Annotated in this window: 10 protein-coding genes; all 10 read left to right on the plus strand. The window is 70.7% G+C overall.

The genetic code is table 11. The features are described from left to right. Positions 1-235: 235 nt before the first annotated feature. Positions 236-1,072, plus strand: coding sequence for a sigma-70 family RNA polymerase sigma factor (locus tag EV372_RS24225; RefSeq protein WP_130397917.1), 837 nt, complete (start codon positions 236-238; stop codon positions 1,070-1,072). An 86-nt stretch (positions 1,073-1,158) separates the two neighbouring features. Further along, a complete protein-coding gene (locus EV372_RS24230) occupies positions 1,159-1,560 on the plus strand; it encodes a hypothetical protein (RefSeq protein WP_486484404.1) in 402 nt (133 codons plus the stop codon). Between the two features lie 221 nt (positions 1,561-1,781). Continuing rightward, positions 1,782-3,596: a YML083C domain-containing protein gene (locus tag EV372_RS24240; RefSeq protein ID WP_130397918.1), complete on the plus strand. Its 1,815-nt coding sequence runs from the start codon at positions 1,782-1,784 to the stop codon at positions 3,594-3,596. A gap of 24 nt (positions 3,597-3,620) precedes the next feature. Then, complete coding sequence (locus EV372_RS24245; protein WP_130397919.1) at positions 3,621-4,607, plus strand: PrgI family protein; 987 nt, start codon at positions 3,621-3,623, stop codon at positions 4,605-4,607. Continuing rightward, complete coding sequence (locus EV372_RS24250; RefSeq protein ID WP_130397920.1) at positions 4,607-6,454, plus strand: TraG/VirB4 family ATPase; 1,848 nt, start codon at positions 4,607-4,609, stop codon at positions 6,452-6,454. Before EV372_RS24245 ends, EV372_RS24250 begins: the two co-directional genes overlap by 1 nt. Next, positions 6,454-8,799, plus strand: coding sequence for a DUF8128 domain-containing protein (locus EV372_RS24255; protein ID WP_130397921.1), 2,346 nt, complete (start codon positions 6,454-6,456; stop codon positions 8,797-8,799). The genes EV372_RS24250 and EV372_RS24255 overlap by 1 nt, the downstream gene beginning before the upstream one ends. After that, positions 8,796-9,674, plus strand: a complete 879-nt coding sequence (locus tag EV372_RS24260; RefSeq protein WP_130397922.1) for a replication-relaxation family protein — start codon at positions 8,796-8,798, stop codon at positions 9,672-9,674. The genes EV372_RS24255 and EV372_RS24260 overlap by 4 nt, the downstream gene beginning before the upstream one ends. Then, positions 9,671-10,732, plus strand: a complete 1,062-nt coding sequence (locus tag EV372_RS24265; protein ID WP_486484047.1) for a C40 family peptidase — start codon at positions 9,671-9,673, stop codon at positions 10,730-10,732. The genes EV372_RS24260 and EV372_RS24265 overlap by 4 nt, the downstream gene beginning before the upstream one ends. A 1,379-nt stretch (positions 10,733-12,111) precedes the next feature. Next, positions 12,112-12,510 (plus strand): hypothetical protein, encoded by a 399-nt coding sequence (locus EV372_RS24275; RefSeq protein ID WP_486484048.1) that lies wholly within the window; start codon positions 12,112-12,114, stop codon positions 12,508-12,510. Between the two features lie 230 nt (positions 12,511-12,740). Continuing rightward, positions 12,741-13,343 carry a hypothetical protein gene (locus EV372_RS24280; protein WP_486484049.1) on the plus strand — a complete coding sequence of 201 codons (603 nt, stop codon included), beginning with the start codon at positions 12,741-12,743 and terminating at the stop codon, positions 13,341-13,343. Positions 13,344-13,534 lie beyond the last annotated feature (191 nt).

Consider the following 13,534-nt stretch of genomic DNA (forward strand, 5'->3'; position numbering starts at 1 on the left):
CTCTGCCATGTGTGCAGGTGGGGGCGGGTTCATATGAGGTTCACCGCTGGTGCTGCGAGGGCCTCGCGAGTGCGTGGCTCGCGCCCCCTTGACTGATTCTTTACCCTCGTGACCACGAATTGAGCGCCCGCTGAGTGGTTCCCGAATGCGCGGTGAACCCGTTGTGAACCCTGCCTGAGAACACCACCGTGTTCCATGCGGATGTCATTTCTCGCTCGTATCCGAGGGGGCATCCGTGGTTTTTGCACCGTCACCGCTGGCAGTCGTCGAAACCGGCTTCGTCCGCCTGTCACCCACCCACCTGACCCTGCGGGGGACCGACGTCCACCCCTGGCTCCAGAACCGCATCTACTCCCTGTACGAGCTGCGCGATGTCCTGATGGATGAGGGCACTCCGCACGAGGTGCGCGACGCGGTCTGGCGGCACACCATCCGCGCCGCCCGCCTGTCCCAGGACTGGATGGTCGGAGCGCTCGGGCTGTGCCTGCCCGTTCTGCGGTCCACGGCTGGGAGGGCTTGCCGGGGTCTGAGCGCGGACGGGGTGGACGTGGTGGAGTCCGCGATCGTGTGCGAGGTGGTCCACCGGGTCCGCACCATCAACCTGAACTACGCCCGGCTGGTGTGGTACCTGACCCGGCCCGCGCACCGCGTCGCGCTCTCGGCGCGCAGGCACGAGCGGCAGGCGCCGATCCCAACCGAGGACTCGGGGCGCCAGGAGGACCTCGATTCGGGGGTTCAGGCCAGTCCGGACCTGTTGCTGGTGTCCGCGGTGCGGGTGGGCGTCCTCTCGCGGGCGGAGGCGTGCTTGATCGCCCGGACCAGGTTGGAGAACGTCCCTTTGGCCGAGGTCGCGGAGCAGGCCGAGGTGCCCTACAAGACGTTGGCCAAGCGCCGTGAGCGTGCCGAAGCCCGGCTGGTAGCGGCGGTGCACGCGGGTGAGGTGGTGGTCGCTGACGCCCTCGTCCGTCTCGAAGTTCCGCACGTGCGCGAGCGTGCGGCTCTGCGGCTGTTGACGGCTGTGCCGACTCCTGGGAAGTCGTTGTCGCATTCGCCTCTGCCGGTGGCTTCTTAGGGGACCAGATACGGGCACTGGGCCCCGGCGCACAGCACCGGGTGTCCGGTGCCCGGCCGGGAGCCGAGGACGTCGAGGGGGAACAGGTGACAGCAGCTTCAGGGGCGGGACAGCACGTGGTTCGGTGGGCGGTAGTGCTCTTTGCCGCCGCCGGGGCGGCCGTGTGGTGGGTGGTGGCGGGCGACGACGCGGCGTGGGTGTGGGCGGCCGAGGCCACCGCGGAGTCGGCTGAGGAGGAGACCACCGAGCTGCGCCAGGTCGTGAACCGCATCCGCATGGTCATCATCGCCCTCGCGTCAGCGTTGGGAACGTTGTTCTTGACGATCGCGGCGGTGCGGTGGCTGGCCGCCAACGGTGAGGTCGGCGCCATCGACGGCGCCAAGCGCGCCCTGACCGGAACGGCGGTCGGCTACGGCATCGCGATCCTGGCCACGGTGCTCATGGACATCGTGGAGTGGATCGTCAGCGTGGGCGGGGCCAGCGAGTGAGCCCCGCCCCGTGGGGACGGGGTCCGGCCAGCCCGGAACCGACCCCTTCCGACGATCCGCTCCCGGAACCCGAAGACCCCGGGGCCCAACCCGAACCCGAGCCAGAGCCGGAGGAGGTACCGGCTCCGGAACCGGAGATCACCGACGACCCGCTCCCACCCCCGCAGGATGAGCGTGAGGACGAGCCGCCGCTGCGGGAGCCGTCCGAGGTGCCGGTGGAGGTGGACGCCGACGAGGACGTCTTCGACTGCGGCCTGGTCGATCCGGGCTGTCACGTGTCGAACTGGTTCGCTGACTTCGTCGTCAGTGGTCTGAACCCGGCCCTGGGGTGGCTGGCCGAGAAGGCCTTCCACACCCCGGAGCCGACCGAGGGCATGCAGGCCCTGCACGGCGGCATCCTGGCCACCAGCAACACGCTCTTCGTACTGCTCATCGTGGCGGGCGGGATCGTGGCCATGGGTTACCAGACGGTGCAGAGCCGCTACTCGGCCGCCGACATCCTGCCCCGGGCGGTGTTCGCCTTCGTGGCCTCGAACTTCTCGCTGTGGGCGGCCCGGGAGATGATCCGGGCCTCCAACCAGATCTCCGCGGCCATCGGGGCCCGCGGCATCGACGCACACGAGGCCGCGGAGAACCTGCGCGACCGCATGGAGGTGATCCTGGAGGAGGCGCTGGTCTTCACCATCCTGCTCCTGGTGGTCGTGGTGGTGCTGCTGGTGGTGTGGATGGTCACCGAGGCGGTGCGCATCTGCATGGCCATCGTGTTGACCATCGCCGCGCCGCTGCTGCTGATCTTCCACGCCCTGCCGCAGACCAACCGGATCGCGGAGCTGTGGTGGAAGTCCATGGCGGGCCTGTGCGCGATCCCGATCGCCCAGTCGATCGTGTTCATCGCCATGGCCAGGCTGTTCTTCGAGGGGCAGATGACGATCTTCGGATCGCTGCGCCAGACCGCCGCTGCGCCGGAGCCGGATCCCGGTCTGGTTCTGGACACCGGGATCGGGCCCGAAACGACCGTGGTGCTGGCCAGTAGTGTGCTCGCCGCGCCCAGCGACGCCGACGCGGGTGACGCGGGTTGGCTGATGAACATCATGCTGCTCCTGGTCCTGCTGTACGTGCAGATCCGGATCGGCTCCTGGGTGATGAAGCTGGTCTGGCAGCCCAACCCGGGCACCTCGCCTATCGCCGCGATCTTGAAGAACATCGCGTGGATGATGGCGTTTCGCTCGGTCAGCAGCATGCGCCTGCCGTCCGCTCCGGCGTCGTCGCTGAAGTGGCAGTTCTTCTCACCGCGCACACCCGGCCGCAAGCTGCCCCGCTACACGCCCAAACCCGCCGCTGGAATGCAGCAGCCACAACTTCAGGCGTGGTGGTACCGGCCCTACCACCCGCCCCGCTACCCGGCCGGAGCCGTGCCCGCCGCACCCGGCGGAGCCCTGCCCGGCCCCGGCGGCGCAGGTCACCCACCCGCAGGTGGGGGCCACCCCGGCTACGGCCCGCACGGCTTCGGTCCCGCTGGCGGTCCTCTACCCGGCCCCACCGGTGCTTGGCCCGGCTCCTCCGGTGGCCCGCCGTGGCCGGGAGGCCGTGCCCGAGGACCGCTCGCCCTACCCGGGCAGCGCGCCCTGCCTCCGATCCCGCCACCGCGCCCGGCACCGCCCGCAGCGGTGCGCCGCGAACTGGAGGTGGGCCACATGCCCGGCTCGCCCAGGACCGGACAGCAGGTCCTCTTTCCCCGACCGGATCGGCCACCGGGCCGATCGGCGCCCTCCGCGCCGCCCGAGCGCCGGTGGCGCCAGGGGGTCCTGCCGACCCCGCCGCCGGTACGCGTTCCCGACCGCCGCGCCGTGCAACGTCTGGGCCTGCCGGACCCGGCGCCCCGGCCCTCGGCGGGGCTGCGCCACCTGCCCGGCATGCCGCCGCTGGCCTGGGGCAAGCCGCCGCACGTCAAGGGTCAGCGGGCGCTCTTTCCCAACCCCAAGCGCGTGTGGAAGCAGTACGGACTCTTCCCGCGCCCCGACCGCGACACCAAGTGATCCCCGAGTGAGGAAGGAAACCGTGTGACCACCGACGAGGCGTCCGCGTGGAGGGGACGCATCCCCGCTGACATCGACCGGCCCGAACCGGTCCTGTTCAACCTGACCGCACGCCAGTGCCTGATCATCGCCCCGGTTCTGGCGGGGGCGTGGGGCGCCTACCTGCTCCTGCGGGAGGCGGTGCCGCTGTGGCTGTTCGTGATGGCCTTGGCCCCCGTCCTGGGCACGGCCATCGCCCTGGCCCTGGGGGAGCGCGACGGCCGGGGCCTGGAGCAGGTCGCGGCCAGCGCCCTGGCCTGGGCGCGCGCACCCAAGCACCTGGTCCCCGCACCTTCAGGACACGTCCCCGCGCTGCCCCGGTGGGCGCCCCGGCTGCGGCGCGGCCCACGGCTGGCACCGCTGCGGCTTCCGGCCTCAGCGATCTCTCCGCAAGGAGCGGTCGACCTGGACGGCCGGTGCGCGGTCATGATCGCCTGCACCACCCTGCCCTTCCAGCTCGCCTCGGGACGTGAACAGGACCAGGTGCTGGCTGCCTTCGCCGGAGTGCTGGACGCCCTGGTCGAACCGGTACAGATCCTCGTCCAGCGGCGCAGCGCCGACCTGGGCGAGTTCACCGCGATGCTGCGCGACAACGCGACCCGCTTGCCGCACCCGGCGCTGGCCGAGGCCGCCACGGCGCACGCCGACTTCCTAGACGAGCTGACCGCCACACACGAGCTGTCCCACCAGCAGGTGCTGGTGGTGGTGACCGCGGCCGGTGCCGCCCGCCGTGCGGGTCCTGCTCTGCTGCGCAGGGCCGCCGACACCGCGGACCGCCTGGCCGCCCTGGGTATTCGCACCCAGGTCCTGGACGCAGACGAAGCCGCAGATGCCCTGCGGGCATCGATGACCGCCCCGGAAACTCGCCTCACCGACTCCGACCCGGACGCCTACGAGCCCCTGGGCGTCGACGACCGAGCAGAGATCGACCACCCCGCACACACTGGCACCACCGAGCAGAAGGAGCACTGATGGTTTTGCGCAACCTGCGGGCACGGCCCGGATCGCCCGAGCTGGGCGGGCCAGCGCTGCGCCTGGGGCCACGTCATGTGGAGGTCGAAGGCGGGGTGTGCCAGACCCTCATCGTCACCGGGTACCCGCGCGAGGTCGCCGCCGGATGGGCTGAGCCCCTGCTGACCTATCCCGGGCAGCTCGACATCTCCTTCCATCTGGAGCCGGTGCCCGCTCCCACCGCCGCCGCACGGCTGCGCAAGCGCCGGACCCGTCTGGAGTCGGCTCAGCGCACCAGCACCTCCCAGGGACGGGTGCAGGACCCGCATCAGGTGACGGCGGCCATGGACGCCGCCGAGATCGCTGACCGCATCGCCACCGGCCAGGGCCGCCTGTTCCGGGTGGCGGTCTACGTCACCGTGCACGCCCCCGACCTGGAGGCCCTGGAAGCTGAGCTCCAACAGGTGCGTGCGCTGTGCTCGTCCCTGCTGGTGGACGCGGTCCCGGCCACGTTCCGTCCGTTGCAGGGGTGGGTCTCCACGCTGCCGCTGGGCACCGACGCGCTGGGGATGGGTCGGTCGATGGACACCGACGCCGCAGCGACCCTGCTGCCGTTCACCTCACCCGAGCTGGTCGCTGACCTGGGCGAGACCACGGTCGTCTACGGCACTAACCCCTACTCGTCGGGGCTGGTGGCCTGGGACCGGTTCTGCGGCGGCCTGGACAACCACAACGCAGTAATCCTGGCCCGTTCTGGGGCGGGTAAGTCCTACCTGGCCAAGCTCGAAGTCTTGCGGTCGCTGCTGGTCGGGGTGGAGGTCGCGGTCATCGACCCCGAGGGCGAGTACCTGCGCCTGGCCGAGGAGGTCGGCGGCACCGTTGTGCGCCTGGGCACCGAGGAGGGGCGGCTGAACCCCTTCACTCTCCCTGAATTCGAGGCGGATGAGGGGGGCCAGGCGTTCACGTCGCGGGCGCTGTTCCTGCACACTCTGGTCACCGCGATGGTCGGCCAGATGTCCGCGACCGAGAAGAGTGTGCTGGACCGGGCGATCATCACCGCCTACGCCGGGGCCGGGATCACGCGCGACCCCGCCACCTGGGCCGGGCCCGCGCCGGTACTCGCCGACCTGGCCGCCGCGTTGGAGGACACCGCGACCGATCCCGGCACGGGGGAGGAGCCCGCTCGCGCCGCCCAGCAGCTGGCGGGCCGCCTGGAGCCCTTCGTCCGCGGATCGCACGCGACCCTGTTCGAGGGGTCCTCCACCGATCGCGTGGGCGGGCACCTGACCGTGGTCTCGCTCAAGGAGCTGCCCGACGAGGTCCGCTCTGTGGGGGTCTTGATTGCGTTGGACGCGATCTGGCGTCACGTCACCGCGGGAACACCGGCCCGGCCCCGCATGGTCGTGGTCGACGAGGCGTGGCTGCTGCTTCAGGACCCGTCCGCGGCCCGCTACCTCGCCCGGCTGGCCAAAGCCGGACGCAGGCACTGGGCCGGGCTCACCCTCATCACCCAGGACGTGGGCGACGTGCTCGGCACCGAGCTGGGGCGGGTGGTCATCGCCAACGCCGCCACCCAGGTCCTGCTCAAGCAGGCCCCGCAGAACCTGGACCAGGTGGCCGAGGCGTTCCACCTCTCCTTGGGGGAGGCCCACCTGGTCGGTACCGCGCCCCGGGGCTCGGCACTGCTGGTCGCCGGACACCAAAGGGTCGGCTTCCACCCGATCGCCTCACCGGCTGAACACCGGCTGATCACCTCCGACCCGGCGGAACTCGCCGCCCAGCGGGCGGAGGCCTTCGAGGAGGACGAGCAGCAGGACGAAGCCCCCGGTGCCGATATGGACGGATGCGACATCGAGGAGCTGGTGTGATGGCCGACTTCCTGTTGAGCGGCGGGTTCTTCCTGCTGCTCGCGACCATTCCGCTGGCCGGAGCAGTGGTATGTGCGGCCCTGGCCGGAACGCGCCTGGCCCGCCACCGCTACCTGTCGGCGGACGCGCGGGTGGTGGAGATCCTGCCTCCACCCCACGCGAGCCTGGAGAACGCGACCGCGTTTTGGAACCACACCCTGGGACTTCTCAAACCGCGCTGGTCGCGGTGGCTGCTCCAACCCCACCTGGCACTGGAGGTCGTCGCCTCAGCGGCCGGGATCCGTTTCCAGGTGTGGGTGCCAGGCGCGGTACCGCCGGGGACGGTGGAGCGTGCCATCTGCGCGGCCTGGCCCGGCGCCACCACCTCCACCCGCCATCTCGCCCCCGATGAATCGCCGCTTCCCGCAGGGACCTACACCACCGGAGGCTTTCTCCGGCTGGGTCGCGCCGAAGCGTTCCCGCTGCGAACCAAGTTCGACGACGACCCGGCCCGACCGCTGCTGGGGGCGATGGAGGACCTGGTCGAGGGTGAACACGCCCTGGTACGGATCACCGCCCGACCGGCCACGGGCTGGCGGGCCGCGCGGGCCCGCCGAGCGGCGGCCCGCCTGCACGGCCACACCGGGATGGCGACATACCTCGTCGACGCCCTGGACCCCACCGCTCACGGCACCGCCCGCAGCCGACCACCGATCCTTCCCGGGACGGGGGACGACGTGCGCGCGATTTTGACCAAGGCGTCCTCACCCCGGCTGGCGTGCGCTATCACCTACATCCTGGCCACCACACACGACAGTGACCAGGCCAAGCAGCGCCTGCGGGGACGGGCACACGGGATCGCCTCGGCGTTCGCCGCGTTCACCTCCGGAACCAACCACCTGGATCGTCGCTTCATGTTCCGGCCCGCCTGGTGGCTGGCCCACCGGTTCCTGGGGTACGGGTTCCTGCTCTCCACCGCCGAGCTGGCCGGGATCGCGCACCTGCCCACCGACACCACCGTCCCCGGCCTGATCCGGGCCGGGGCACGACCGGCGGCACCGTCCCCGGCGGTTGCGCGCGGGGGCGAGAACACCCGGGTGGTCGGTGACAGCGACGCCGGCACCCGCCGCCCGGTCGCCTTGGGCGTGGTCGAAGCACGCCAGCACACCCACGTCCTGGGCAAGACCGGTTCGGGCAAGTCCACCCTGCTGGCCAACCTCGTCCTTCAGGACGCCGAGGCCGGTCGGGCGGGGCTGGTGATCGACCCGCGCGGGGACCTGGTCACCGATGTCCTGGCCCGCCTGCCCGAGGACGCGGTGGACCGGGTGGTGCTCTTCGACCCCGACGACCAGGCACCGCCGCCCCGGTTGAACCTGCTCCAGGGCGGCGACCCCGATTTCACCAGCGACACCGTGGTGGGCATCTTCCGCAGGATCTACGCCGAGTACTGGGGGCCCAGGACCGACGACATCCTGCGGGCGGCCACACTCACCCTGACCCGCGCAGGCGACCCGAACCTGACGCTGGGCGATGTCCCGCGCCTGCTGGCCGACGACACGCTACGAGCCGAGACCCTGGCCAAGGTCACTGCCCGCACTGGCGAGGACGAGGCCCTGGAGGACTTCTGGGATTGGTACTCCGGGCTGACGGTGTCGGCCCGAAGCGCGGTGACCGGGCCGGTGCTCAACAAGCTCCGGACCGCGCTGCTGCGCAAGTGGGTGCGCCAGGTGGTGGCCTCAGGCCCGTCCACGGTGGACCTGCCGACCCTGTTCGACACCGGCTACCTGGTCCTGCTCCGGCTGCCCAAGGGACGCCTGGGCGAGGACACCAGCTCGCTGATCGGCAGCTTCGCCCTCGCGGCGACCTGGCAAGCGGTGACCGCCCGCATCCACACCCCCGAGCACCAGCGCAAAGACCTGTGCGCGTACGTGGACGAGTGCCAGAACTTTCTCAACCTTCCGGGCTCGCTGGAGGACATGCTGGCCGAGGCCCGCGGCTACCGGCTCGGGTTGACCCTGGCCCACCAGGAACTGGGCCAGCTCCCCGCCGACCTGCGCAAGGCGGTCTCGGCCAACGCGCGCACGAAGGTGTACTTCTCCGCCTCGCCCGACGACGCGGTGAGCCTGCAACAGCACACCCTGCCCGTGCTGGGGGCCTATGACTTGACCCATCTGGGCGCTTACCAGGCCGTGGTCCGCCCTCTGGTGGGTGCCAAGGAGCAGGGAGCGGCCACGGTGCGCACCCGCCCGCTGCCGCCCGGGATCGCGGGCCGGGCCACTCAGGCCAGGGAGGCGGCGCGGTGCCACGGGGCGAAGGACGGGGCACCTCCCTCCGAGGTCCGAGGAGAGCAGGGGAGGACCGCATGACCGCCTCTGGACGAGTGGGGCACGGCCCCGAGCGCACCGAGTACGCGAGCGCTCTGGTGTGGCTGGCTCGCCGGGTGACGCCCAGGGACCGGGAGATCCTCGGCGGGTTGTACGACCACCACGTCATGACCACCCACCACATCCACAGGCTCTACTTCCCGGACTCTGAGCCCCGCCGCGCGCGCAGGAGGCTGCTCATGCTCCACCAGTACGGGCTCCTGGACCGGTTCCGTCCCTTCTTTGCCCAGGCGCGGGTGCCCGACCACTGGGTACTCACCCAGACCGGCGCCGCGCTGGTCGCCGAGAACCGCGGCATGGATGCCAAAGAGCTGGGATTCCGGCAGGACCGGGTACTGGCCCGCGCACACTCGGGGCGGCTCGGGCACATACTCGGCCTGGTCGAGTGCCTCACCCTGACCACCGAGTCGGCCCGGAGCACTTCCGAAGCGCGCCTGGTGCGCTGGGACAACGAGCGCGAGTGCGCGCGCCGATGGGGCCGCCACATCCGTCCCGACGCCTACATGTGCTGGCACCAGGACGGGCTCGCACTGGACGCGTTCTGGGAGTACGACACCGGCAGCGAGCCGCTGACGAAGGTGCAGCGCAAGATGAGGGGATACGCGCGCCTGGCGAGGGAGAGCCGACTGCCGTCGATCGTGCTGTTCGCGGTCCACTCCGACCAGCGGGAGGACAACCTCGCCGCGAAGCTGGCCGGTGACGTCTCCGACCGGGTGGGCGTGTACGTCACCACCCACGCCCGACTGGGGGCACTGGGCCCTGCTGCGGCGGTGTGGCGGACCGCGGACTCCCCGGACCGGCTGCGGCCGGTGGACATCGCTTCACGCCACACGGTCCGGGCCGGGGGAGAGGGGTGATCCGGATCGCGGTCGGCGCGGGCGCGTTCCTGCTGCTGGTGCCGGTGTTCGTCGGCGCGATGGCGGCCAGCGAGCAGGGGCTCTCCGGGGTCCCCCGCGAGGTGGAGGGAATACCCGCTGCGGTGCTGTCCGCCTACGTCCAGGCCGCCGTGCGCCTGGAATCGAAGCACCGGGAGTGCCGGGGGATGACCTGGCCGGTGCTGGCCGGGATCGGGAGGGTCGAGTCCAACCACGCGGCTGGGAGGCAGATCTCCTCCTCGGGGGCTGTGGACCCGCCGATCATCGGTCCGCGTCTGGACGGCGGCGGGGCCGGGGGCAACACCTCACCCCACCGGGACAGTGAGGGAGGGGAATGGGACGGGGACGCCGAGTTCGACCGTGCGGTGGGGCTGATGCAGTTCATCCCCGCCACGTGGGCCTCCCATGGCCTCGACGCGTCCGGTGACGGTGTCGCTGACCCGCACAATGTCTTCGACGCGGCCTGGAGCGCGGCGGTCTACCTGTGCGTCAGCAACCCGGAGGTAGGCGGGGTCGACTTCACTGATGAGGACGACCTGGAGAAGGCGCTGCTGCGCTACAACCACTCGGAGTCCTATGCGGAAGAGGTACGGCAGCACATCGGGCACTACGCCGGGATCGCCGCCCAGACCGAGCACGTCCTCGCCGTGGGCTCCGGAGCGTCCAGCGAGCAGGGCCGGGCAGCGGCGGAGTGGGCGCTGGCCCAGATCGGCAAGCCCTACCTGTGGGGTGGAACGGGGCCGCACGCCTTCGACTGCTCAGGGCTGACGATGCAGGCGTGGGCAGCGGCGGGGGTGTCGATCCCGCGGGTGACCACCGACCAGGTCGAGTTCGGTGCCCGTGTCGGGCTCGATGAGCTCCAACCGGGCGACCTGCTCTTCTACGACACCGGAACCGGTGCGTCCCCCTCACACGTGACCATGTACGTCGGAGACGGGCAGATGGTCAACGCGCCCCGGTCGGGGCAGTCGATCCGCGTCGAGCCGGTCGGCGGCGACTACTACAGCAGCCGGTTCGTGGCGGCCGTCCGTCCCGGCTGACCGGCGCTGAAACGCCCGCTCGGGCACGGGCGCTCGCCGGGTAGGGGATCGGGCCGCTCCGCCGGGCATCGCGGGCACACGGGCCGCTGGGGCGCTGTCACCCGGCGGCCCTTTTTCCGTTCCCATGACTTTTCCGAGCCGAACGGGTTGAAACTTCTCGCGAGTATGGGGAAACATCGCGAACGCGTTCAGTCCGGGTGAACGCAGTCGCTCCTTTTGCCCTGTTTGATTTGCATGCCTGAAATGGTGGTCTTTGTCATGTCTGAATTCGTCATGAACGAAACCCCAAGCGAGGCGGAGGTGGAGGGACTCGTCTCCACGTAGCAGAGCTGGTCGGACAGCGTCGGTTCGGACGAGGAAGCGCAGCTTCGAGGACGTACGGCTTCGAAGCCAATGACACCCGTCCCGATTCAGTCGCTGTCGGCACAGAACCAGAAAAATCCATAAGAGAAAAGAAGGCGCCCCGGGCGGTGCGGGAACACCGACCGGGGCGTGATCCACCACCTGAAGTAGCAGGAGGAAGATCAGTGAGCCATGGTACGGGCCGACACCGAAGGCGTCGACGGGGATGGGCCGAAAGCGTGCGGTGGGCAGTGGGTGCAGTCCTCGCCGCCGTCATCGGAGCAGGGCCTCCCCGGGGAGGAGCCAGCGGACAGGCGGCGTCGCCTCCATCTCTGAAGTCGCAGGGTCCGTCGGCGGCGACGCGTCGGGAACCCGAGTGGATCAGGTACTACGACGAGGCGAGGCGGAGCCGAGAAGTCGGCGCGTTCGACCTCCTCACAGGCACCGGGCAAGTGGAGCGGAACCGTGCGGCGCAGCGGCTGCCGGAACTGGGGTGGTGCGTGGACGACGAGGGGATACGCGCGGTACGCCCTTACCTGGTCGCACACGAGCAACGGCAGCGAAGGGCTCCCGGACGCGTTCCTCCTCGGGAGCCGCAGGGGACGGACGTTCTGGCCGCAGGAGGTCCAGAGGCCGCCGGGGAATGGGATGAGCTGACGTCCCTGGTACGCCAGTGGAAGGCGCAGAGGGAGCGGGTGCCGGTGGCCTGACCTCAGAAAAAGGGTGCGGGGCTGTCTCCTCAGGGAGGCAGCCTTTCGTGTTTCCGCAGGTAGAACGTGCGACATCGAAACCCGGTGGTTCTCTTCACAGTTTTCATCACTGTGAGTACTCGGCGCGCGGTTGTGTTGTCACTCTGAGTATGGCTAGTGTCACCTTTCGAAAGCACGGCATGGAGTCGTGCCCGGTGTGGAAACGGCGGTGAGGGTATGCGTACGCCTGTGGCGCGCTGGATGGCTGTCGCAGCGTCGGCGGTGCTGACAGGATGCGCGGCCCAGGGGAGCGGCCCGGCGGAGACTCCGGCACGCACACCTCCGGTTGTGGCCGCGCCCGCCAGCCCGTCGCCCGAGGAGATGGCGCTCGACGCCTACCACGGTATGTGGAACGTGGTGGTCGAGGGCTCGCACGAGGGAGCGGTGGGCCACCCGGACTTGGACGAGTACGCCACGGGACAGGCGCTCGAACTCACCACGGCCATGTTGCGCGGCGTACACGCCACGGGGGAGCCCCGGATGAACCCGGAGGCAGCGGAGGAGCCCGGGAATCCGCCTTCGGTGTCCATCGAGGACTGCATCGACGACTCGGGGTGGACCGTCCCCGAGGAGGCGACGGATTCCGAGGACAGGAGCGGGCGGAGGTCGGTTACCGCGACCGCCGTCTCCCACGGAGAGCGCTGGCTGGTCGAGGAGCTCTGGCTCGAGGACTACGGGTCGTGTTGACGCGCGGACCCCGACGCCCCTGGCGCGTGTGTCTGGTCGGTGCACTGACCGCGGTAGCCGCTGCTTCCGTACCGGGAGAAGCGGCAGCCGACGGCTTCTTCGCCACGACCGACTGCTCAGGCGGGGAGTGCCGGGTGGGCGCGAGTTCTCCGCCCGCGCCTTCCAGCTCGGGCGGGCGGAGCGCCCCGAAGAACGAGGCCAGGGGAACGGACAAGGCCGAGGAGCCGTGTGTGTTCACCAGCGCCGAGTTCCTGGAGTCCGGCAAGGAGGGGCCTCTGCCGCTTCCCCAGGGGATGGCCAGGTGTGAGGGGGCGGCAGTCGGCGGGGACGCGTCGGGGATTTTCTCCCCCGAGATGCTGGCCGAGCAGGCGCGCGCGGTCATGCGTCTGCCTGAGCCCGTGATCGGCACCGCTCCAGCACCGGACAAACCCCGGTTCGTGAACCTGCCCACCTGGCTGCGGGTCGATGGGGAGGACTGGAGCCCGGTGTCGGTCACCGCGTCGGTCAGCGCCGGGTCGGTGACCGTGGTCGCGGCTCCGGAGCGCGTGGTGTGGGACACCGGGGACGGCCACGAGGTGGTGTGCGCCGGGCCGGGCACAGTCTTCTCCCGCGCCACCGCAGGGGAGGGCGGGTCGCCGGACTGCGGCCACACCTACACCGCCCTGCCGCCGGGCGGGGCCGGGTCAGCGGTGGACGTGACGGCGGTGTGGGAGTGGGGGGTGTCTTGGTCCACCACCGACGGGCGGGGCGGCGCTCTGGAGGACCTGACGACCTCCTCCTCCGTCTCGGTGCCCGTGAGTGAGATCCACTCGGTGGTCACCCACACCCGCTGACAGTACGGAACAGGCGTGGAAGAGGGAGGAGGAGGGATGGTCGCACTCGCGAAACCCCAGCAAACCCATCAGAAAAGTTCGGAACCCCCGGTCGGAGGTGGTTCCGGGGAATGGGAGTCGGTGCGGTTGGCGGCGGCCTCGCGCCGCCGGTGGAAGTGGGGGTTGCTGGCCGGGGCGCTGATCACAGCGGG

Source organism: Nocardiopsis sp. CNZ308 (genome assembly GCF_004217075.1).

Bases quoted from the DNA above. Each gene is read 5' to 3' on its own strand.
- EV372_RS24250 (WP_130397920.1), top strand. From the start codon at position 4,607: ATGGTTTTGCGCAACCTGCGGGCACGGCCCGGATCGCCCGAGCTGGGC.
- EV372_RS24255 (WP_130397921.1), top strand. From the start codon at position 6,454: ATGGCCGACTTCCTGTTGAGCGGCGGGTTCTTCCTGCTGCTCGCGACC.
- EV372_RS24260 (WP_130397922.1), top strand. From the start codon at position 8,796: ATGACCGCCTCTGGACGAGTGGGGCACGGCCCCGAGCGCACCGAGTAC.